This is a genomic window from Achromobacter animicus (genome assembly GCF_902859585.1).
GTDB classification, from domain to species: Bacteria; Pseudomonadota; Gammaproteobacteria; order Burkholderiales; family Burkholderiaceae_B; genus Achromobacter; species Achromobacter animicus.
The window spans coordinates 39573-62028 of the sequence record NZ_CADIJM010000003.1; the positions used below are offsets into that span (position 1 = coordinate 39573).

Annotated in this window: 21 protein-coding genes; 7 read left to right on the plus strand and 14 right to left on the minus strand. The window is 65.4% G+C overall.

Annotated features, from left to right (window positions below; all coding sequences use genetic code 11):
* The first annotated feature begins 3 nt into the window (after positions 1–3).
* A complete protein-coding gene (locus HV681_RS09360; protein ID WP_175122854.1) occupies positions 4–1134 on the plus strand; it encodes an acyl-CoA dehydrogenase family protein in 1131 nt (376 codons plus the stop codon).
* 64 nt (positions 1135–1198) lie between these two features.
* Here HV681_RS09360 and HV681_RS09365 read toward each other — a convergent pair whose 3' ends face one another.
* The 5 genes from HV681_RS09365 to HV681_RS09385 form a co-directional block, all read right to left on the minus strand.
* Positions 1199–2200 (minus strand): DUF4434 domain-containing protein, encoded by a 1002-nt coding sequence (locus HV681_RS09365; RefSeq protein WP_175123343.1) that lies wholly within the window; start codon positions 2198–2200, stop codon positions 1199–1201.
* A gap of 3 nt (positions 2201–2203) precedes the next feature.
* Positions 2204–2617 (minus strand): YidB family protein, encoded by a 414-nt coding sequence (locus HV681_RS09370; RefSeq protein WP_175122855.1) that lies wholly within the window; start codon positions 2615–2617, stop codon positions 2204–2206.
* A 141-nt stretch (positions 2618–2758) separates the two neighbouring features.
* The gene (locus HV681_RS09375; protein WP_414631986.1) at positions 2759–4003 is read right to left on the minus strand and encodes a lytic murein transglycosylase; all 1245 of its coding nucleotides are present in this window, start codon (positions 4001–4003) and stop codon (positions 2759–2761) included.
* Between the two features lie 5 nt (positions 4004–4008).
* Positions 4009–4725 carry an MOSC domain-containing protein gene (locus HV681_RS09380; RefSeq protein WP_175122857.1) on the minus strand — a complete coding sequence of 239 codons (717 nt, stop codon included), beginning with the start codon at positions 4723–4725 and terminating at the stop codon, positions 4009–4011.
* 15 nt (positions 4726–4740) lie between these two features.
* A complete protein-coding gene (locus tag HV681_RS09385; RefSeq protein ID WP_175122858.1) occupies positions 4741–5565 on the minus strand; it encodes a ferritin-like domain-containing protein in 825 nt (274 codons plus the stop codon).
* Between the two features lie 96 nt (positions 5566–5661).
* On the opposite strand from HV681_RS09385, the gene HV681_RS09390 reads away from it, so the two are divergent.
* Positions 5662–6795: a GNAT family N-acetyltransferase gene (locus HV681_RS09390; RefSeq protein ID WP_175122859.1), complete on the plus strand. Its 1134-nt coding sequence runs from the start codon at positions 5662–5664 to the stop codon at positions 6793–6795.
* Between the two features lie 27 nt (positions 6796–6822).
* Here HV681_RS09390 and HV681_RS09395 read toward each other — a convergent pair whose 3' ends face one another.
* Both HV681_RS09395 and HV681_RS09400 read right to left on the minus strand, forming a co-directional pair.
* Positions 6823–7293 carry a cyanophycin metabolism-associated DUF1854 family protein gene (locus HV681_RS09395; protein ID WP_175122860.1) on the minus strand — a complete coding sequence of 157 codons (471 nt, stop codon included), beginning with the start codon at positions 7291–7293 and terminating at the stop codon, positions 6823–6825.
* Between the two features lie 21 nt (positions 7294–7314).
* The gene (locus tag HV681_RS09400; protein WP_175122861.1) at positions 7315–9600 is read right to left on the minus strand and encodes a cyanophycin metabolism-associated ABC transporter; all 2286 of its coding nucleotides are present in this window, start codon (positions 9598–9600) and stop codon (positions 7315–7317) included.
* Positions 9601–9859: 259 nt separating this feature from the next.
* Here HV681_RS09400 and cphA (HV681_RS09405) point away from each other — a divergent pair, with 259 nt between their 5' ends.
* The 5 genes from cphA (HV681_RS09405) (at position 9860) to HV681_RS09425 (ending at position 16463) form a co-directional block, all read left to right on the plus strand.
* Positions 9860–12475, plus strand: coding sequence for a cyanophycin synthetase (cphA, locus tag HV681_RS09405; protein ID WP_175122862.1), 2616 nt, complete (start codon positions 9860–9862; stop codon positions 12473–12475).
* A 59-nt stretch (positions 12476–12534) separates the two neighbouring features.
* Positions 12535–15105 carry a cyanophycin synthetase gene (gene cphA / locus HV681_RS09410; RefSeq protein WP_175122863.1) on the plus strand — a complete coding sequence of 857 codons (2571 nt, stop codon included), beginning with the start codon at positions 12535–12537 and terminating at the stop codon, positions 15103–15105.
* A gap of 552 nt (positions 15106–15657) precedes the next feature.
* Entirely contained in the window at positions 15658–15858 is a 201-nt protein-coding gene (locus HV681_RS09415; RefSeq protein WP_006218180.1) for a CsbD family protein, read from the plus strand.
* Positions 15859–15885: 27 nt separating this feature from the next.
* The gene (locus HV681_RS09420) at positions 15886–16050 is read left to right on the plus strand and encodes a DUF1328 domain-containing protein (protein ID WP_006389411.1); all 165 of its coding nucleotides are present in this window, start codon (positions 15886–15888) and stop codon (positions 16048–16050) included.
* Positions 16051–16124: 74 nt separating this feature from the next.
* On the plus strand, positions 16125–16463 hold the full coding sequence (locus HV681_RS09425) for a BON domain-containing protein (protein WP_056567736.1): 339 nt from the start codon (positions 16125–16127) through the stop codon (positions 16461–16463).
* A gap of 106 nt (positions 16464–16569) precedes the next feature.
* On the opposite strand, the gene HV681_RS09430 is transcribed toward HV681_RS09425, so the two are convergent.
* The 7 genes from HV681_RS09430 to HV681_RS09460 form a co-directional block, all read right to left on the minus strand.
* Positions 16570–17442, minus strand: coding sequence for a PhzF family phenazine biosynthesis protein (locus HV681_RS09430; protein WP_175122864.1), 873 nt, complete (start codon positions 17440–17442; stop codon positions 16570–16572).
* A 74-nt stretch (positions 17443–17516) separates the two neighbouring features.
* Positions 17517–18941, minus strand: a complete 1425-nt coding sequence (locus tag HV681_RS09435; protein ID WP_175122865.1) for a 4Fe-4S binding protein — start codon at positions 18939–18941, stop codon at positions 17517–17519.
* A 41-nt stretch (positions 18942–18982) separates the two neighbouring features.
* Entirely contained in the window at positions 18983–19831 is an 849-nt protein-coding gene (locus HV681_RS09440; RefSeq protein WP_175122866.1) for an FTR1 family iron permease, read from the minus strand.
* A 14-nt stretch (positions 19832–19845) separates the two neighbouring features.
* Positions 19846–20169: a cupredoxin domain-containing protein gene (locus HV681_RS09445; protein WP_175123344.1), complete on the minus strand. Its 324-nt coding sequence runs from the start codon at positions 20167–20169 to the stop codon at positions 19846–19848.
* Positions 20170–20201: 32 nt separating this feature from the next.
* Complete coding sequence (locus HV681_RS09450) at positions 20202–20738, minus strand: iron transporter (protein WP_056569437.1); 537 nt, start codon at positions 20736–20738, stop codon at positions 20202–20204.
* Between the two features lie 222 nt (positions 20739–20960).
* On the minus strand, positions 20961–21527 hold the full coding sequence (gene phaR, locus HV681_RS09455; protein WP_175122867.1) for a polyhydroxyalkanoate synthesis repressor PhaR: 567 nt from the start codon (positions 21525–21527) through the stop codon (positions 20961–20963).
* Positions 21528–21646: 119 nt separating this feature from the next.
* Complete coding sequence (locus HV681_RS09460; protein ID WP_056567753.1) at positions 21647–22384, minus strand: 3-ketoacyl-ACP reductase; 738 nt, start codon at positions 22382–22384, stop codon at positions 21647–21649.
* Positions 22385–22456 lie beyond the last annotated feature (72 nt).

Consider the following 22456-nt stretch of genomic DNA (forward strand, 5'->3'; position numbering starts at 1 on the left):
ATCATGCGCCGCGTTTTCCGGGACGACCACGAACTCTTCCGCGACCAGGTCAAGCGCTTCATCGAGAGCGAGATCGCGCCCCGCTATGCCGAATGGGAAGACGCCGGCGTGACCCCGCGCGCGCTGTGGCGGCGGGCCGGCGACGAGGGGCTGCTCAATTGCGCGCTGCCGGATCCGTATGGCGCGGGCGGCGACTTCGGGCATTCGGCCGTGGTGATCGAGGAGCTGGCGCGCGCCAATTTCCTGGGCATCGGCTTTTCGATCCACTCCGACATGGTCGCGCCGTATCTGCTGAACGTCGGCACCGACGCGCAGAAACAGCGCTGGCTGCCCGACATGGCGCGCGGCGAGACCATCGGCGCCATCGCGCTGACCGAGCCGGATGCGGGCAGTGATCTGAAGGCCGTGCGCACGCGCGCGCGGCGCGATGGCGAACACTTCGTGCTCAATGGTCAGAAGACCTTCATCACCAACGGCGTGAACGCGGGCCTGGCCATCGTACTGGCCAGCACCGATCCCGATCTGGGTGCGCGCGGGCTGTCGCTGTTCTGCGTCGAGGAAAACCTGCCGGGTTACACGAAGGGCGCCCCCCTGCACAAGATCGGCCAGCACAGCCAGGACACCTGCGAACTGTTTTTCAACGACGTGCGCCTGCCCGCCGACTGCCTGCTGGGTCCGCTGAACAATGCGTTCGAGATCATGACGCGCGAGCTGGCGCGCGAACGACTGGCAATCGCGCTGCGCGCAGCGGCGTCGCAGGAGGGCATGCTGGACCAGGCGGCGCAGTACACGCGCGATCGCAAGGTGTTCGGGCGCCGCGTGATCGACTACCAGAACACGCGCTTCAAGCTGGCGAATGCGCGCGCGCAGAGCGCCATGCTGCGCGTCTTCCTGGACGATTGTCTGGCGCGCATGATGGAAGGCGAGCTGGACGCGACGACGGCAGCCATCGCCAAGCTGAATGCGACGGAGATGCAGGGGCGCATTCTGGACGATCTGCTGCAGCTTTACGGCGGCTACGGCTACATGGCGGAATACGGCATCGGCCGCGCGTGGGCCGACGCGCGGGCATTGCGCATCTTCGGCGGCACCAACGAGGTCATGCTGGAAATCATCGGCCGCAGCTTCAACTGACGCGGCGCGCCTGACGCCGCGCATTCCAGAGGCGCACTGCGGGGCCGCGCAGCCAAAGCGAACTTCAGAGCCGGGCGTCCATCCAGGCCTGCATCAGCGCGCGAGCCTCCGGCGTGTCGTCGATGACCCACGGGTCCAGCGCAAAGGCCACGATGCGCTTGGCGCCGTAGCCGCGCGCCACCTCCCACTGCTCACGCACCCGCTCAAAATCGGCGGACCGCGCCTTGAAGGTCGAGCCATCGGTGGCGCCCGACGGCAGTTCCTCGAACAGTTCCAGGATCAGGTCGAAAGACGCGTGGCGCGCCAGCAGCATGTCGTGCAGCGGTTCCAGCGCCCGCAGGTTCTCCAAGCCGGCCACGCCGACGCCGTCCTGGATCATGGGGTGTATGCCCACGTGGTCCAGAACATGGCTCCACAACTTCACCAATGATCCGTCGCCCGGCAGGCGGCTGTGATACGTCGAGATGCACGGCACGCTGCTGCTGGTCTCTTGCGCCTCGCGCGACAACGCGTCCAGCCATGGCACCAGCAGCGCCTGCCGATCGGCGGGCGCCCAGTTGTACTGTTCCAGCTCGTACGGCAGATACCATCCGCGAAACGCGCGGCGCTGATTCCAGCCGGACTCCCGCATGTACGCGGCGCCGCGTTCGCGCGTCTGGTCCAGAAAGGCGGCCAGCGCGGGCGTGTCGGCGCGGGCCAGCACGTCCCACCAGCGCTGGTCGTACGGCAGGCCCACGTGGATGCCAATGCCCTGGTGCGCGGCTTCGTCGAACAGGTTCGCAAGAAGCGCTCCGGGGGCCATCCAGTCGTCCGGCCGCCCGCCTTCCAGTCCGGTCCATTGCAGGAAGATCTCGCGGCAGCCCAGCCGCCGGAAGCTGCGCAGCCGCTGGCGCCAGTCTTCGGGCGTCAGGTCCGCGTGGCTGCGCCAGAGCTGCAGGAAGGTGGCGTTCAGGGAAAGCGGCGGCGAACATGCCGCCAGCGGCGCCAGGGCGCTTAACGCCAGCGCCTGAAAGAGGCGCCGGCGCAGGGGGGATTTGAGCTGCGGGGGTATCAGGGGACTGCCCAGCCTTTATCCGCGGTTGCCGAACATGCCGGACAGCGAGCCCAGCAGATCGGCGGGGTTGAATGGCTGGCCGGGCTGCACCGCGCCTTCCGGCGTGGCCTTGTCGACCAGTTGCGGCAGCAGGGCCGACAGCGAATCCAGCACCGAAGTGGTGTCCTGCCCCGTCTTGGCCGCCAGTTCGTTCACGACGCCGGGATCCAGCACGGAACCGAGCTGGTCAGGGCTGACGGGCAGATTCTGCCCCGTGCCCACCCAGGACGCCACCACTTCGCCCAGCCCGCCCTTCTGAAAGCTGGCGATCAGACCGGTCAGACCGCCCGGATACTTGTTCAGTTGCTCGATCAGCGCGGGCAGCAGCGAGGCCGAACCGCCCTGCTGACCACCGCCGGCCATCGAGGCCAAAGTGTCCAATAGACTCATTGCCGCGCTCCTGAAAAAGTCGGGAAATCAGTATAGGCCGATGAAAAGCGCGGTGTGCGGCAATGCTGTTGCCGCCCGCGACGACTTTGCAAAAGTTGTAAATCGCGCGGGCGGCTCATGCTTTTGGATAGGTCTTTCGGTTCATCCCTTCGGCGTGGCTGCCGACGTCCTGAGCGTCTTAAGTGCCTTCTGGCCGGCGCGTCCGTCTGGCGGCAGGCCGAGTTCGCGTTGGGCGGCCTGCAAGGCCTGGCGCGTGCGAGCGCCGATCATGCCGTCGGGCTCGCCCAGCTCATAGCCCCGCGCGATCAGCAGGCGCTGCAGTTCGCGCCTTTCGGCGCGCGACAGCCCGGGATCGTCCGTGGGCCAGGCCTGGGTCAGCGGGCCGCCGCCGCGCAGGCGGTCGGACAGATGCGCAATGGCCAGCGCATAGCTTTCGGCAGCGTTGTAGGAATACAGGGCATCGAAATTGCGCGTCACCAGAAACGCCGGACCGTTGCGGCCCGCCGGCAGCAGCAGACCCGCCGGCATATCGCCGCCTGGCAGCGCCTCTCCATCCACGCGCGTCACGCCCTGTTTCACCCACGACGACATGGGCCGCTTGTTCTTGCGGCCCGCGCCGGACGTGTCCAGTTTCGCGGGCAACCTGACCTCGTAGCCCCAGGCCAGCGCCGGGTTCCAGCCCGCGCGCTTCAGGAAATTCGCCGTGGATGCCAGCGCGTCCGGCACGCTGTCGACCGGATCGCGCCTGCCATCGCCGTCAAAGTCCACCGCCAGCCGCAGATAGGTCGACGGCATGAACTGCGTCTGGCCAAACGCGCCGGCCCACGAGCCAACCAGGCGCTCGGGCGCGATGTGTTCGTCCTGGATGATCTTCAGCGTGGAGAAGAATTCGCCCCGGAAATACGCCTGGCGCCGGCCATAGCACGACAGCGTCGACAAGGACGTCAACAGCGGCCGTCCGCCCAGCGTGCGGCCAAAGTTGCTTTCCACGCCCCACACCGCGGCAATCGTGGCCGGGTCCACGCCGTAACGCTGCGACGCCCGGTCCAGTTCGGCCTGCCACCGCGCCATGCCGGCCTTTCCATCTGCCACGCGCTCGTCGTCCACCAGGCCCGCCATGTAGTCCCAGATGGGCGTCTTGAACTCCGGCTGCGCGTCCAGCAGGTCGATCACCGCCATGTCGGGTGAGAGGTTTGCGGTGTGCGTGTCGAACGTCGCCGCCGACACGCCGGCCTTCAAGGCGGGCGCGCGCAACTGCGACAGGCAGGCGGCAAAATCGCCGGCGGCCAGCGCCGCCGGCGCCGGCACAATCAGCGCGGCGGTCGTGATCGCGGCGGCGGTCAACGCGCGAGTTACAGCAGTGTTTGACCGCGAGCGGCGCAACAGGGATTTCATGCTTGGGATTCCTTGGGAGGTGCGATGGCCGCATCGCCTTGCAGGCGCCGCGTCCAGTCTTCGACTTCGCCGGCGCGCGCGCGCTTTTCAAAGAGCGCGCGCCAGTTCGGCGACAGCTCGGGCAGCGCGGCCAGCGCGTGCAGCACGTCCGGGTCCAGCACGCGGCGGTTCAGGATGTCCTGCACCCGCGCCAGCGACCACTGCGGATGCAGCCGCTTTTGCAGCGTCAGCGAGTCGCCGGGCGCCAGCCAGCCGGTTTGCAGCACGCGGTAATACCAGCCCGTCATGCCGCTGGCCTGCACCTGCGCGGCCATGCCCTTGTGCTGGAAACGGTGATCCAGCTTCCAGCACGGCTGGCGCGCCTGCGACACCTGGATCAACGCGGTGCCCGCGCGATAGACGTCGCCCACGCACACGTCGCTTTCGGTCAGACCGGTGGTGGAAAGGTTTTCGCCGAACGCGCCGGGCGCGCGCAGCACCGCGCGTTCGCCCAGCGTCTGCAGCCAGGCGGGATAGTGGTCGCGCGCGTAGTGGTGCAGCGCCTTCTCCGGCCCGCCGTGAAAGCGCCGGTCCGCCTGCGCGTCGCCGTCCAGTCCTTCCAGACCGAGCCAGCGCCGCTCGGCGACCGGGTGCTTGTCGATGCCGCTGTCGCGCCCCGAATCGCCCAGCGGCCGCACGGCGCCCGTCAGCAGCGCGTCGATTGTGATGTCCATTTTCCCGTCGTCCATTCAGCCGGCCTGCAGCGCGGCAAGCTCGTCGTCGTCGAATCCGGCGGCGCGCCGCGCCTCCAGGTTGAAGGGGCCGCGCAGGCGCGGCGCCTGATAGCGCGCCGCCAGTTCGGCATAGCAGGCCACCGGCTCCTTGCCCGCCTGCGCGCACTGCTGCTTGTACCAATGGTTGCCGATGGCGACGTGGCCGATCTCGTCGCGCAGGATGATGTCGACGATGGCGGCGCTTTGCGCGTCCCCCGCGCCCGCCAGCTTGTTGCGGATCATCGGCGACGCATCCAGGCCGCGCGCTTCCAGCGTGCGCGGCACGAGGGCCAGGCGCGCCAGCAGGTCGTCCTGCGTGCGCTCGGCCATATCCCACAATCCGTTGTGCGCGGGGAAGTCGCCGTAGGCATAGCCCAACGTGTCCAGGCGCTGACGCAGCAGGTCGAAATGCAGCGCTTCTTCGCGCGCCACGCGCAGCCAGTCGCGGTAGAACGCCTCGGGCATGCCTGCGAACCGCCACATGATGTCCAGCGCAAGGTTCACGGCGTTGAATTCGATGTGGGCCAGCGCGTGCAGGAGCGCTGCCCTGCCTTCCGGCGTGGCCATGGACCGCTGTCTGACCTCGCCCGGCGCGACCAGTTCGGGCGTTGCGGGGCGGCCGGGCAGTCCCGCAACGGGCGCAAGAACGCGCTCGCAATCCAGCCGGGCGTCGTCGGCAATGGCGCGCACGCGCGCCAGCTTGTCGGGCCATGCCGTGGCGGCAAGCGCCGCCAGCGCCTGCTCGCGCATGCCGTGCGCATCGTCATCCTGCCCGCCGGGGGCAGTCTTGCTGCTGTCCATATTGCCGTCGTTCCCGGGCGCCGCGTGGACGCCTCAAATCCCTGTCGTTGCCATGGCTTGCACGCCATGCGCTGCCGAAGACTTTATCATTCGCGGATGGATCCCCTGCGCCTTACCTTGGAAACCGATCTGTCCCGCATCGACGCCCGGCAATGGGACGCGCTGGCCGGAGACCAACCCTTTCTGCGGCACGCCTTTCTGCTTGCCCTGCACGACACGGGCTGCGCGTCGCGACAGACGGGTTGGGCGCCGCATTTCATGGCGCTGTGGCGCGACGACGTGCTGGCAGGCGCGGTGCCGCTTTACCTGAAGTCGCATTCGCGCGGCGAGTACGTGTTCGATTACGCGTGGGCCGACGCCTTCCAGCGGCACGGCATGCGCTACTACCCCAAGCTGTTGTCGGCCATTCCGTTCACGCCGGTCACCGGCCCGCGGCTGCTGGCCGCCAACGACGAAGACCGCGCAACGCTGGTGCGCGGCCTGGTCGCGTTTGCCGAAGAGGTCAACGTGTCGTCGTTGCACCTGCTGTTTCCGGCCGACGCAGACGTGCGCGCGCTGCGCGAGGCGGGCTTCATGATCCGCGAGAGCGTGCAGTTCCACTGGACCAACGCGGGCTACGCCGACTTCGACACGTTCCTGGCCACCATGAGCCATGACAAGCGCAAGAAGATCCGCCAGGACCGCAAGAAGGTCGCCGCCGCAGGCCTCACCTTCCGCTGGCTGCGCGGCGCCGAGATCGGCGCGGAGGAACTGGAATTCTTCTACGGCTGCTATTGCCGCACTTACTTCGACCACGGCAACCCGCCCTATCTGAGCCGCGAGTTCTTCGAACAGGCATACCGCGACCAGCCCGATGCCTTCGTGTTGATCCTGGCCGAACGCGACGGCGTGCCGGTCGCGTCGGCGCTCAACCTGGCGGGCGGCGACGCGTTATATGGCCGGTATTGGGGCGCGACGGAATACGTACCGGGGCTGCACTTCGAGACCTGCTACATGCAGTCCATCGCCTATTGCATCGCGCATGGCATTGCGCGCTTCGAGGGCGGCGCGCAGGGCGAACACAAGATGGCGCGCGGCCTGCTGCCCACGCCGACGTGGTCAGCGCACTGGGTGGCGCACCCGGGGTTCGCCGAGGCGATCCAGAATTTCCTGGATGAGGAAACCGCCGCGGTGACGGACTATCTGGGGGAACTGGAATCGCACACGCCGTTCAAGGGGCGGGGTGTCTGACACCGGCGTTGTACGACCGCCTTGCCGTCAGAGAAAGCGGTCCAGCAGCTTGCGGCTGTGCTTATCCAGCGACTGGATGTCGCGCACCAGATAGAAGATGCCGTGGTTGTCGGCAATAAGCAGCGTCTGGGCGGACAGGCGGCGGATGTCTTCTTCGCCGCGTAGCGTGAACGACGTTGGACCGCGGTCGGTATCCACCTTCCAAACGCTGGGCGTGGCGTAGGTGGACACGCTGGACAGCTTGCGGATTTCGGGCATGAACTCGCGGCTGGCGAGTTCTTCTTCGATCAGCGCACGCGGCTCGGCGGGGACGTCGGACAGATGTTCGATCCACAGCAGCTCGTGCCCGTCGCTGGTCACCAGCGACAGTCCGCGCCCGGCCTCGCTGATCGGGAAGGCGCGCACCGGGATGACACCTTCATGCGATTCGCCGTCGGCCGACTGGAACTCCAGGCGGCCGAAGGCGTTGCGGCGCAATTGAAAGAACGGCAAGGTCATGGCGAGAGTTCCGTTTCCGCGTCAGGCCACGGCGGCCATGTCTTCGCTGCCCGACGCCTGCGCGTCGGCTTCCGCCTGGCGCGCCTGCGCCTGATACAGGCGATAGTAGGCGCCCTCGCGGGCCATCAGTTCTTCGTGCGGCCCCTGCTCCACGATCTGGCCGCGGTCCAGGACCACCAGCCGGTCGGCCTTGCGCAGGGTGCTCAGGCGGTGCGCAATCGCAATGGTGGTGCGGCCGCGGACCAGGTTGTCCAGCGCCTTCTGAATTTCTTTCTCGGTCGTGGTGTCCACCGACGACGTCGCTTCATCAAGAATCAGGATGCGCGGGTCGATCAACAGGGCGCGCGCAATCGAGATGCGCTGGCGTTCGCCGCCGGACAAGGCCTGGCCGCGCTCGCCCACCAGCGAGTCGTAGCCGTGCGGCAGGCGCAGGATGAATTCGTGCGCATGCGCGGCGCGCGCCGCAGCCACGATCTCGTCGCGAGTGGCGTCCGGCCTGCCGTAAGCAATGTTCTCGGCAATGGTGCCAAAGAACAGGAACGGTTCCTGCAGCACCAGCCCGATATTGCGCCGGTAGTCGGCCACGCGGACCGAACGGATGTCCGCGCCATCCACCATCACGGCGCCTTCGGATACGTCGTAGAAACGGCAGATCAGGTTGATCAGCGTGCTCTTGCCCGAACCGCTGTGGCCCACGAGCCCGATCATTTCGCCCGGGGCGATCGTCAGATTCAACCCGCGGATGACCTGGCGGTTGCCGTAGCGAAAGCCCACGTCGCGCAGCTCGATGCGGCCGTTGATATGCGGCAGCTTGGCGGGGTTTTGGGGTTCCGGCACGCTGGACACGTGGTCCAGGATGTCGAAGATGCGCTTGGCGCCGGCCGCGGCCTTTTGCGTGACCGACACGATACGGCTCATGGAATCCAGGCGCATGTAGAAGCGCCCGATATACGCCAGGAACGCAGCCAGCACACCCACGGTGATCTGCTTTTGCGACACCTGCCAGATGCCGAAGATCCACACCACCAACAGGCCAACTTCAGTCAGCAGCGTGACCGTCGGCGAAAACAACGACCACGTCGTGTTGACGCGATCGTTCACTTCCAGGTTGCGGTTGTTGGCTTCGCGGAAACGCGCGACCTCGCGCTTTTCCTGCGCAAATGCCTTGACCACGCGGATGCCGGGAATGGTGTCGGCCAGCACGTTCGTGATCTCGGACCAGATGCGGTCGACCTTTTCGAAGCCGTGCCGCAAGCGGTCGCGCACCGCGTGGATCATCCAGATGATGAACGGCAGCGGCACCAGCGTGACCAGCGCAAGCCACGGATTGATGCTGATCAGAATGACCGCCGTCATGGCGATCATCAGAATGTCGGTGGCGAAGTCCAGCAGGTGCAGCGACAGGAATACGCAGATGCGGTCGGTTTCGCTACCAATGCGCGAAATCAGATCGCCGGTGCGCTTGCCGCCGAAATACTCAAGCGACAGTTGCTGCAGGTGCGCGTAAGTGGTGGTGCGCAGATCCGCGCCGATGCGTTCGCTGACCCACGCCAGAATATACGTGCGCGCCCAACCCAGCCCCCACGCCAGAATGGCCGATCCCAACAGGCCACCCAGATAAAGCCGCACGAGGCTGTAATCAATGGGCGCGCCGTTCTGGAACGGAATCAGCACATCGTCCATCAGCGGCATCGTCAGGTACGGCGGCACCAGCGTGGCCGCGGTGCCGAGCAATGTCAGCAGAAACCCGGCAAACAGCGGGCCGCGGTAGGGCCGCGCAAAACGCCACAGCCGCAAGAGCGCCCAGGTGGTCGACGGCGCGGCCTGTTCCTGATTGCAAGTCGGGCATTCTTCCTCGCCCGCGGGAATGACGTTATTACAGATCGTGCAGGTGCGTTCTTCCAGGGCTTCGGCCGGCTTGCCCGACAGACGAATCGACTGCTGCGTCTCAAACTGGGCCAACAGCCGCAGCGCCGCGGGATTGCAAGCCAGCGTGAATCGCCAGACGCCCAGACGGCCGGTGTCGTCGTGCAGCTCCAGCACGGCGGCGCCGGCATGATCGCTGAGGGATAGCTTCAATTGAGGGCCGTATGGCCAGGATTCCCAACCGGAATCGTCGGGAAGGCGGGCGATCAGCCGTTTATCGGTCACGGCGACCAGACCCGGCTGGAATTTCAAACGCTGATCGAGGTCTATTTCAACCCAGGCCAGAAGGGTTTCGTCATCCGCCACTTCGGTGCGGATTTCATCCCGCCAGCGGGCAGGAAATGCGTCGGCAAGGCCGGAAAGCAGGTGTGGTTTTTTCATTGGAACGCATACCGGGCCAGGACTCTGCCCTACTAGGCGGCAACCGGTTTGACGCCATCGGCGGCAAACGTGTCCCTTCCTTACAACACAACGAGTTCACGCCATGAAGGCGTCGTATAGTATCAGCCGATTTTTCTAATTAGGAACATCTGGGATCCCCCACTCGTTGGCATTATTCTTAAGGCGCAACCCCAATAAAATCGCGGTCTTGCATAGGGGCGTCCGCGCGTGCCAACCTGCTTCTCGAGCGAATTAAAACATGAAAAAGAAAGACATTGAATTTATCGATGTCGTGGCTTTGCGCGGCCCGAACATTTGGACGTATCGTCCGGTCCTTGAAGCATGGGTGGATATCGGTGAACTGGAGGATTACCCCTCCAACACGATTCCCGGATTTTATGAGCGCCTGACGGAATGGCTGCCGACGCTGATCGAACATCGATGCAGCCCCGGCGTGCGGGGCGGTTTTCTTGCCCGCCTGAAAGAAGGCACGTGGCCCGGCCACATTCTTGAACACGTCACGCTTGAATTGCAGAACCTGGCCGGCTTGCGCGGCGGCTTCGGCAAGGCTCGCGAAACCTCCAAGCGCGGCGTCTACAAGGTCGTCGTGCGCGCCTGGCAGGAACAGGTCACCCGAACTGCATTGAACGAAGCGCGCGACCTCGTCATGGCCGCCATCGAGGACCGGCCGTTCGACGTGCCCGCCACCGTGGCCAAGCTGCGCAGCCTGGTCGACCGCCACTGCCTCGGCCCCAGCACGGCCTGCATCGTCGATGCGGCCGATGATCGCGATATTCCGTATATCCGTCTTTTTGAGGGCAACCTCGTCCAATTCGGCTACGGCTCGGCGCAGCGCCGCATCTGGACGGCCGAAACCGATCGCACCAGCGCCATCGCCGAAGGCATTTCACGCGACAAGGACCTGACCAAGGAACTGCTGTCGACCTGCGGCGTGCCGGTGCCCGAGGGGCGCCTCGTTGAAAGCGAGGAAGACGCGTGGGACGCCGCCGAGGATATCGGCCTGCCCGTGGTGGTCAAGCCCTACGACGGCAACCATGGCCGCGGCGTCTTCACCAATCTGACGACGCGCGAGGAAGTGGTCTCGGCCTATCGCGTCGCGGTGGACGAAGGCAGCGGCGTCATCGTCGAACGCTTCGTGCTGGGCAACGAACACCGCCTGCTGGTGGTGGGCAACCGCATGGTCGCGGCGGCCGCCGGCGAACCGGCGTGGGTGACGGGCGACGGCAAGTCGACCATCACCGAACTCATCGACAGCCAGATCAATACCGACCCGCGCCGCGGCCGTACCGAAAACCATCCGCTCAATCCCGTGCGCCTGGATTCCGCCGCCCGGCTGGAGATCGCGCGCCAGGGCCTGTCGGAAGACAGCGTGCCGCCCGAAGGCCAGCGCGTGCTGGTGCAGCGCAGCGGCAACGTCGCGTTCGACGTGACCGATCGCGTCCACCCCAGCGTGGCCGCCACCGTGACGCTGGCCGCGCGCATCGTCGGCCTGGACATCGCCGGCGTGGACCTCGTGGCCGAAGACATCACACGCCCGCTGGATGAACAGCGCGGCGCCATCGTCGAAGTCAACGCCGGACCTGGCCTGCTGATGCACCTGAAGCCCGCCGACGGCACGCCGCGTCCCGTGGGCCGCGCGATCGTCGACCACCTCTTCCCCGAGGGCGACGCGGGCCGCATTCCTATCGTCGGCGTGACCGGCACCAACGGCAAGACCGTCGTCGCCCGCCTGGTGGCGCGCTTGCTGCACCTGTCAGGCAAGCGCACCGGCCTCGCGTGCAGCGAAGGCCTTTACCTGGACCGCCGTCTCGTGCAAAAGGGCGACCGCGCCGACTTCGCGTCGGGCACGCGCCTGCTCATGAACCGCAACGTGGACGCCGCCGTCATCGAGAACGACAGCGGCGTGATCCTCGGCCAGGGCCTGGCCTACGACCGCTGCCAGGTCGGCGTGGTCACCAACATCGACGACGGCGATCATCTCGGCGACTTCGACATCAACGAAACGGAACGCCTGTTCAACGTGTTCCGCACGCAGGTGGACGTAGTCCTGCCCGATGGCGTGGCCGTGCTGAACGCGCGCGATCCGCGCGTGGTCGAAATGGCCGAGCTCTGCGACGGCGGCGTGATCTTCTTCGGCATCGATCCCGCCCTGCCCGCCATCGTCCAGCACCTGGCCCAGGACGGACGCGCGGTGTTCGTGCGCGACGGCAGCATCGTGCTGGCACAGGGCAGCCAGGAAGAACGCCTGGCCGACGTCGCGGCCATCCCGCTGACACATGGCGGCCGCGTGGCCTTCCAGGTTGAAAACGTGCTGGCAGCCGTGGGTTCGGCGTGGGCGCTGGACATCCCGGTGGAACTGATCCGCGCCGGCATCGAGACCTTCGACATCGACCAGGCCGACGCGCCGTGGCAGTTCACGCTGTTCGAGCGCAATGGCGCCACGGTGGTCGTAGACGACGTGCACAACGCGTCCGCGCTGCGCCCGCTGATCACGGCCATTGATCAGTTTCCGTCCGCCAAGCGCGCCGCCGTGTACTCGGCCGGCGCAGACCGCCGCGACGCGGACCTGATCGAACAGGGCAAGCTCCTTGGCGACGCGTTCGACCGCGTGGTTCTGTATGACGACGCGACCGTGCGCAGCAAGCGCCCCGACGGCGAAGCGCGCGCGCTGCTCCGCCAGGGCCTGGGGCAAGGCAGCCGCGTCAAGGACATCCAGGACGAGCCCGACCACGGCAAGGCCATTGCCAGCGTGCTGGACGGCATCGGCGCCGGCGACTTCGCGCTGCTGCAGTCCGACGAGGCGTTCTCCGGCCCGACCATCGATCTGGTCCGCCGCTGGATCCAACAAAACTGACCTTATTAGGCGCGCGGCCGCCCCCGGTGGACGCGCGCCAGACGACAGGAAACCCTGCCATGGAAGTCTCCCGAATCCGAGCATTGCGCGGCCCCAATCTGTGGAGCAAGAACACCGCCATCGAGGCCATCGTGTCCTGCGGCGATGCCGAATGCTCCATCGACAACCTGCCCGAGTTCGAAGCCCGCCTGCGCGCGCGGCTGCCGCAAACCGGCCTGCTGCGCCCCGAAGGTCACCAGGGCGCGGTGTCCATCGCCCACGTGCTGCAGATCGTTGCGCTGACGATGCAGGCGCACGCCGGCTGCCCCGTCACGTTCGGCCGCACCGCCTCCACCATCGAACCGGGCGTGTTCCAGGTCGTGGTCGAGTACAGCGAAGAAGAAGTCGGCAAGCTGGCGATGGAACTGGCGCAGGACCTCGTGCGCGCCGCGCTCGATGACACGCCGTTCGACATTGCCGACGCCCTGAAGCGTCTGCGCGAGCTGGACGAAGACGTGCGTCTGGGGCCGAGCACCGGCTCCATCGTGAACGCCGCCACCGCGCGCAACATCCCCTACCGCCGCCTCACGCAAGGCAGCATGGTCCAGTTTGGCTGGGGCAGCAAACAGCGCCGCATCCAGGCCGCCGAAACCGACCTGACCAGCGCCATCTCCGAATCCATCGCGCAGGACAAGGACCTGACCAAGATGCTGCTGGACGCCGCGGGCGTGCCGGTGCCGATGGGCCGTTCGGTGACCACCGCCGAAGAGGCCTGGGAAGCGGCGCAGGAACTGGGCGGTCCGGTCGTGGTCAAGCCGCGCGACGGCAGCCAGGGCCGTGGCGTCGCGGTCAACATCGAAACCCGCGAGCGCGTGATCCAGGCCTTTGAAGTGGCCGAAGAGATCAGCTCCGAGGTCATCGTCGAACGCTACATCCCGGGCCACGATTTCCGCCTGCTGGTGGTGGGCGGCGCGCTGGTCGCGGCGTCGCGACGCGATCCGCCGCAAGTCACGGGCGACGGGCAGCAGACCATCCGCCAACTGGTGGACCAGGTCAACGCCGACCCGTTGCGCGGCGACGGCCATGCCACCTCGCTGACGAAGATCCGTTTCGACGACATCGCCCTGGCGACGCTAAAAAAGCAAGGCTTTGACGCCGATTCCGTACCGCCCGCCGGCACGCTGATCTTCCTGCGCAACAACGCCAACCTGAGCACCGGCGGGTCCGCAACCGACGTGACCGACGAGGTCCACCCCGAAATGGCGGCGCGCGCGGTGTCCGCGGCCCGCATGATCGGCCTGGACATCTGCGGCGTGGACGTGGTGGCCGAAACGGTGCAATACCCGCTTGAAGAGCAGCACGGTGGCGTCGTGGAAGTCAACGCCGCGCCTGGCCTGCGCATGCACCTGAACCCCTCGTTCGGCAAGGGCCGCGCGGTGGGCGAAGCCATCATCGCCAACATGTTCGCGGACGGCGACGACGGCCGCATTCCGGTCGTGGCCGTCGCGGGCACCAACGGCAAGACCACCACGGTCCGCCTGACAGCGCACCTGCTGGGCGCGGCCGGCAACCGCGTGGGCATGACGAACTCCGACGGCGTGTACGTCGACAATCTGCGCATCGACACCGGCGACTGCAGCGGCCCGCGCAGCGCGCGCAGCGTGCTGATGCACCCGGACGTGGACGCCGCGGTGTTTGAAACCGCGCGCGGCGGCATCCTGCGCGAAGGCCTGGCGTTCGACCGCTGCAACGTCGCCATCGTCACCAACATCGGCATGGGCGACCACCTGGGGCTCGGCTACATCAGTACGGTCGAGGACCTGGCCGTGGTCAAGCGCGTCATCGTGCAGCACGTGCATCCGTCGGGCATGGCAGTGCTGAACGCGGCCGATCCCATCGTGGCCGAGATGGCCGCAAGCTGCCCGGGCTCGATCACCTACTTTGCCGAAGACCGCAACCATCCCGTGCTGGCCACGCATCGCGCGCAGGGCCTGCGTTCGGTCTACCGCGATGGCGATGCCATCGTGGCGGCACAAGGCGCCGACGAGGTGCGTTTCCCGCTGGCCGAGATCCCGCTCACGCGCAACGGCACGATCACCTTCCAGGTCGAGAACGCGATGGCTTCCATTGCGGCGGCATGGGCGCTGGACCTGGGCTGGGATGTCGTGCGCCGCGGCCTGGCCACGTTCGTCAACGACGCGCAGACGGCTCCTGGCCGCTTCAACGTGTTCGACTACCGCGGCGCCACGGTGATCGCCGACTATGGCCACAACCCCGACGCCATCCAGGCGCTGGTGCGTGCCGTGGACGCCATGCCGGCCAAGCGCCGCTCGGTCGTCATCAGTGGCGCGGGCGACCGCCGCGACGAAGACATCCGCATGCAGACCGAGATCCTGGGCGCCGCCTTCGACGACGTGCTGCTCTACCAGGACCAGTGCCAACGCGGCCGCGCGGACGGCGAAGTACTGGCCCTGCTGCAGCAGGGTCTGGTGGGCGCCAGCCGCACCACGCAGATCGATGAGATCCATGGTGAGTTCGTGGCGATCGACACGGCGCTGGCGCGCCTGAATTCGGGCGATCTGTGCCTGATCCTGGTCGATCAGGTCGAAGAAGCGCTGGACCACATCGCCAAGCGCATCGCCCAGCCCTGAACGGCTTGGCGGAAATGCGGACGGGGCGCTCAGGCGCCCCGTTTTTTTTCGTCTTGCGATGCCATCAGCCGTGCGGGGATGCGATGGGCGCCGAGGCCTGATACCGGTCCGTCACGTGCGTGCACCCCACGGCCGCCATGGCGCCAAGCGCCAGCAAGATGGCGCTGCAAAGTCGTTTCGTCATGCGAGCTTTTCTCCCTTTACGTGGCGAACCGCCAGCCGGTTCCGTGTGGACTATACCGGCATGCGCCCTGCCCGGCCAGCCGCGCCAGCAGTGGGTTTCGAGAGCGGATCGGTTACTAGCCACGCACAAAAGGGGTCAAATGGTTGCTCAAATGTAACTCGACCTTCGTGCGCCCGGAACGCGTTTTCTCGTCTCAAACCCGGGGCATTTTCAGAGGCGGCGCAGTTACATTTCTCCACAGCGTGGTTTGACAGCCCCAGGGGGCGACTCGTAGCTTAGAACCTAGCTGATCAGTTCCCAACACACCGCGTTCCGGCAGCTTCATAGGCCATGAACCTGCCGCCGCACGAAACCAGAGAGAGGTCACCATGAACAACGACATCATCGCCGGAAAGTGGAAGCAACTGACGGGCAAGGCCAAGGCGGCTTGGGGTGAACTCACCGACGACGAACTGACCCGCACCGAAGGCAACGCCGAGCGTCTGGCTGGTCTGATCCAGGAACGCTACGGCAAGACCAAGGATGAGGCGCAAAAGGAAGTCCGCGACTTCTTCGACCGCAATCCCTGATTCCCATAACCACCAGGAGAAGCTGACATGTTGCATTACGCCGTAGTTTTCTTCGTTATCGCGATCATCGCGGCTGTCCTGGGGTTCGGCGGCATCGCCGCCGGCGCCGCGGGGATTGCCAAGATCCTGTTCTTCGTCTTTCTGGTCCTGGCTCTCCTGTCCATTCTGGGCGGCGCCTTCCGCAAGAAATAGAACCCGCATCTGAGCTTTAGTAGATCGTCATAGCGTCACGAACGCGCTGAACACCAATAAAAAGGAGCATTACTATGGAAATTCGCAAGCTGATCGCCGCCGCCGCACTGGGTACGGGCGCTGTCTTCACTTCCATGGCTTTTGCCGCCGATGACGGCAAGCCGAAACAGTCCGTGGGTGAATACGCGTCCGACGCCACCGTGACCACCAAGGTCAAGGCCGCCTTTGTTGCCGACAAGCAGCTGAGCGCCCTGGAAATCGCCGTCGAAACCAACAACGGCGAAGCCACGCTGACCGGCACCGTCGGCACCGCTGCCGAAGCGGATCACGCCGCCAAGGTCGCCCGTGGCGTTGAAGGCGTGAAGCAGGTCAAGAACAACATCAAGGTTGATCCGGCCAAGAACCGCAAGTAATCAAGGCATTGATGTAGTTGACGCCTGATTTGAAAACGGCGCCTGTGCAAGCAGGCGCCGTTTTCACGTTTGGCTTTTACATGCTCGCTTTGGGATTTGCGTTCTGCTATAGCGTGACGGCGCCGCGGCCGATTTCCTGCGCGCGTCCGCCCACCTGGATGCGGCCATCGGTCGACACATCCAGCTGCAGGCGGCAGGGGCGGCCGGTCTGGTCGCCCTGCTCCACCAGCACGCTGGCGGGCCGCGCGGCCTTGCGATGCAGGAGCCAGCCGCCGAGATTGGCGCAAGCCGAACCGGTGCCGGGATCTTCGTTGATCGCACCGCCCGGCGTGGCGTAAAAGTAGCGGGCCACGACGACCTGTCGGCCCGCCTGGACATTGCCTTCGTCAAACGCAAACAGATAGAGCGACTTGCGTTCGAGGCTGCTGGTCTGCCAGCGGCTGAGCAGCGACGCGTCCGGCTTGGCCCGGCGCACTGCGTCCACGCTGGCAAGCGGCACGAGCAACTGGTCCGCGCCGGTATCCACCCAGATCGGGTCGGCCAGCAGGTCGTTTTCGCCCAGGCCCACCAGCCCGGCGATGCCGGCGGGATCCAACTTGGGTGCGGCGGTGCGCACCCCGCCCGGACACGGCGCGGTGAAGGTCCACGCGTCGCCACTGGCGGACAGCGGCACGACACCAGCCTGAAATTCCAGCGTCAACGCGTCGCCGGTCTGCCGTAGGTCGCGCACGATCTGCGCGGTGCCAATGGCCGGATGCCCGGCGAACTTCATTTCAAAGCCCGGTGTAAAAACGCGCACCCGCGCGTCGGCTTGATCCGAAGGCAGGATGAACGTGGTCTCGGACAGATTGAATTGCGCCGCAAGATTGAGCATGGTGGCATCATCCATGCCGCGCGCGTCTTCAAACACACAGAGCTGATTGCCGCTGAATGTGGACGAGGCAAAAACGTTGAGTAGACGAAATGCGTAGGAAGCCATGGCGGATAGCAGTGAGGAAAATGCCGGCGGCGCCGGATAAGCCCCCACTGTATCGCAGCGGCCCCGTCAAACGCTTACCAGACCGCGAAGAACAGCACCCACGCAATGCAGAACGGCGCGAGGCCCGCGGCCAGCACAAGACCCGCGCCAACCTTGCGCGCCATGCCGACCGGACGCGCATTCAGGAGGCGCGCGTAAAGACGCAGCGTCCACAGCACCGCCAGGGTCAGCAGCGTGAACCGGACCGGCGTCGCCCATGCCGCCTGCACGCCTTCATGCTTGAGCAGCGTGATCGTCGTGGCGGACAGGCCCAAAAACACGCCAATGCCAGCCGACGGAATCAGCGCCTGCGCCAGCTTGTGCAGACCGGCCCGCCCCCAGCGCGATACGGGCGCATGGGCGGCATGGGAATTGACGGGCGCCGGCGGCACGGGTGCGGCGGGCGCAATGCGGTCGGCGAGCCACAACGACAGGAAGGCCGCGCCGCCCACGCATATCGTGGCGCCGACGACAAAGAGCAGAATGCCGGCGCCGTCCAGCCACGAGAAGCTGTCGTTCACGTCCGGGTAGTGCGTCAGGATGAACCACGGCGCGTTGTCCATCAGCGGCCATAGGATGTCGTGCTCGACCAGCCAGGTCGCGGCCCATTGCTTGGCCGTCACGAACCACGGACTGGCGCTCCAGAGAAACGCGCCGATCGCAATGCCCATCAGGCCGAAACACAGCAATGCCGTCTGCCACGGATCGCCATCGGCCACGTGCACGATCTCTTCTTCAGGCGAGCGGGGTGTCAGTGCAATGGCGCCGCGATAGCCACTGCACCGTCCACAGACGTGGCAATCGCCCGCGCCCTTCATGTGGCGCAGCGGCACCAGCGGCGCACAGTTGATGGGCTCGATGCGGATGACGGGATGGCGCCACTTTTCCTCGTCGACCTTGAAGTGCCAGGGCGCCAGCTTGGCCAGCAGGTTGAACACGCCATTGACCGGGCACAGGTACTTGCACCACACGCGCTTGCTGCGCCCATAGCGCCAGCCGACGATCATGGCCGCCACCGTGGATCCGCCCAGGACGGCCAGCACCGCCAAGGGGTACTGATAGACACTGACCAGCTGACCGTAGATGGTCGTCAACGCGAAGGCCACGAACGGCCAGCCGCCCCAGCGCATCCACTTCGGAATGGCCCGGCCCTGGCCGCGCTCGCTGGCCCATTCGGTCAGCATCCCTTCGGGACACAGCCAGCCGCACCATGCGCGCCCCAGGATTGGCATCGAGATCAGGACGAACGGCCACCACACGCCCCAGAACGCAAACTGCGCCACGACGGTCAGGTTGTTGAACACCGAGGCCGCGTTGTCGGGCAGCGGCAGCAACGCCGGCACGATGAGGAGGAACGAGTACAACGCGACAATGCCCCACTGCAGCTTGCGCAACAGCGGGGCATGGTCACGGAGGAAGTCGGCGATGCGGGAGGTTGCCCTCCCGAGTGCAGCAGCCATGGTCAAACCTTAAGAAAATCAGTCCGGAGAAAACACCGGAATCAGGATGCTCCGCGGGCAGCGGCCACGGGCGCAGGCCGTCCGCCCGCCCAGCGCAGCAGCGCCCAGACGATGATCCAGTAAGCCACCCACAACAGCAGCGAGGACAACGCAGGCAATGCGCGGTATCCCGCGAAGTCGGCCAGCACCTTGCCAATGCCCGTGCTGTCGCTCAGCAGCCAGGAGCTGTCCCAGACCGGGTCCACGATGGTCGGCAGGACATCCAGCGAAATCAGGTGGTCCAGGCCGCCCACCAGCAACGAGCCGGCCAGGAGCAGCAACAGGATTTCGGTCACGAAGAAGAAGCGGCGCCACGTGATGAGCTTGCCGCCCAGTTGCAGCAGCCAGAACGTCAGCAGCGCCACCGCGAAACCGGCCACGCCTGCGACGGCCAGCATCAGCATGTCGCTGCCGCCCTCGCCCGCCGACACCGTGCCGTACAGGAACACGACGGTCTCGCTGCCTTCGCGGGCGACGGCGATGGCGACCAGCACGAGCAGGCCCCACCAGTTGTCGCTTGCCACGGAGGCGCGCGCCCCGCTTTCGAGTTCGCCCTTGAGCGTGCGGCCGTGCTTCTTCATCCACACGACCATCTGCACGACCAGCGCGCAAGCGGCCAGCGACATGATGGCCTGGAACCATTCCTGGCCTTCATCGCTGAGCCAGGACGACACGCCCAGCAGCACCAGCGCCAGCGCCACGGCCAACGCCAGGCCCGCCGCCACGCCGCCCCACAGGTACGGCAGCCCGCGCTTGCCTTCCGGCGTGGCGCGCAACCACGTATACAGAATGCCCACCACGAGCAGGGCTTCGACGCTTTCGCGCCAGACGATGAAAAGTACCTGTTCCATGCTTTGGTGCCGCGTTATTCCTTGGGCTTGACGACCAAGGTGCCTTTCACGCTCTGGTGAAAGTCGTCAAAAAAGGGATACTCGCCGGGACGCGAAATGGTGATGACCACGAAGGACTTCACCCCCGGTCCCAGGACTTTTTCCTTGCGCAGCGGAATGCTTTCGAATTCCACCGGCTCGTTGCTCTCGTTGATGAGTTCAATCTTGAAACGGCCCGCGGGCACTTCCAGCGTGGCCGGCTCAAACGTGCCGTCCGGCTTGAACCGCAAGGTGAACGTGGGCAGTTCGTCCGCCTGCGCAGGCGCCATGCCGGCTACGCCGGACAGGCCGATGAGCATTGCGGCAAGTACGCGAAGCAGGCGGCGCACGATCAGTAACCGCCCTTCTTGCCGGTGCCGGCGTAGACGAATTCATATTCCAGGTCGAACGGCTCGAACCATTCGCCCACACCCGTTTCCTTGTCGACGTGACGGCCGAAGTGGCTCATCTTGTTCGCCGTCGGCGGCAGGATGGTGTACTTGAGTTTGTATTTGCCCGGGCCCTCGAGCTTCACGTTTTCGCCATAGTGCGGGCCATCGTTGGCGACCATGGGCATGAACGTGCCCTTCTGCACGTTCTGGCTGCCGACCTTCTGGATCTCGTAATTCACGACCAGATACGGCACCCACTCGCCTTCAGGAAAACCAGTCTTGTTGCCGGCCGTGGCGTGGATGTCGGCCTCCAGGTGCACGTCGGAATCCTTGGCCGGACGCATCATGCCGGGCGGGTCCATTTCGATCGGCTGCAGATACACCGCGCCGATTTCCATGCCGCCCTTTTCGACAGGCTTGCCGATGGGGTATTCGGCCGCATGGGCGGCGGACACGCTCAACGCGACAATGGCCAGCGCCAAGGCTTTCTTGATCATGTGCATAATCCTTGAGACACAAATGAAAATAGCGGCTCTCAAAACACAAACAAGAACCGTTTTCATTAATTTAGTGGATTTTGCTGACACAACCCTGAACCTGGCCGCACTAAAAGTGCCGGATCATTGCGTTGGCTCAATCAGCAAAAAGCCGCCTTGGCATGCGCCAAGACGGCTTTTTTGCATTGACGCGGACCGGTCAGGCCCTGCGTCCGGCGGTGGTTACTTGCGGCCCGCGCCCGGGGTGCTGCCCGGCGTGAACGGGAAGGTCGAGAACATCGCGCGCGTCTGATCCTGCATCTGGTCCTGCATCTGCACGAACAGGTTTTTGCTCTGGTCGATGTAGTTGTTCATCATGTTCTGCAGCATCGGCGTCTGCACGTTCATGAATTGCGTCCAGGCTTCCGGCCCGAACTGGCTGCCGTACAGGCCCTTGGACTGCTCGGCCATGCGCTGCTGGATCTCCATGAAGGCCTGGATGTTCTTTTCCAGGTACGAGCCCATGATGCCTTGCATGGCGTGGCCGTAGAAACGGATGATCTGCGACAGCATGTTCGAGGAGAACATGGGCATGCCGCCGCTCTCCTCTTCAAGAATGATCTGCAGGAGGATGCTGCGCGTCAGGTCTTCGCTGCTCTTGGCATCGACAACCTGGAATTCCTCGTTCGCCAGGACCAGTTGCTTGACATCTGCCAGGGTGATGTAGGTGCTGGTCCGGGTGTCGTATAAGCGACGGTTGGGGTATTTTTTAATCAGGCGCAGGCTGGCGCCGGTTTGTGCTTGCGTCATGGTTGTCCCCGGATCGGGCGATCTCTTTAGGCTTCGAATAATGTGAGTGTAATGCCGTACGGCCCTCTGCCCGAAGCCGTACAGCGCCAGTGGGCCGCCGCGGGGCGGCCCATGTCACGTCAACCCATGTGCAGGCCGCCGTTCAGCGAGAAGTCCGCGCCGGTCGAAAAGCCGGATTCATCCGAGGCCAGCCACGACGTCATGGACGCGATTTCCTCGGGCGTGCCAAGGCGGCGCACCGGAATCGTGGCGACGATTTTTTCCAGCACGTCCGGCCGGATGGCGCGGACCATGTCGGTGCCGATGTATCCCGGCGAGATCGTGTTGACGGTCACGCCCTTGCTGGCCACTTCCTGAGCCAGCGCCATCGTGAAACCGTGGATGCCGGCCTTTGCCGTGGAGTAGTTGGTCTGGCCGAACTGACCCTTCTGACCATTGACCGAACTGATGTTGATGATGCGCCCCCACTGGCGCTCGACCATGCCGTCGATGACCTGCTTGGTCACGTTGAACAGGCTGTTCAGGTTCGTGTCGATGACCGCGCGCCAATCGTCGGCCGTCATCTTGCGGAACAGCCCGTCGCGGGTGATGCCCGCATTGTTGACCAGCACGTCCACCGGCCCGAGGTCAGCCGTGACCCTTTCGAAGGCGGCTACGGTGGAGTCCCAATCGGACACGTTGCCCACCGACGCGTAGAACGTGAAACCCTGCGCGGCTTGCTCATCCAGCCATTGCTGGTAATTGCGGCTGGGGCCGCAACCTGCCACGACGCGAAAGCCATCCTTGGCCAAGCGCTGGCAAATAGAGGTGCCGATCCCGCCCATCCCGCCTGTTACGTAAGCCAGTTTTCCGCTCATTGGACTTCCTCCTGTGTGCGACGGACGCCTCGTTGATTAAACATCTTCCTGCCCGGGGGATCGGACCGCGAT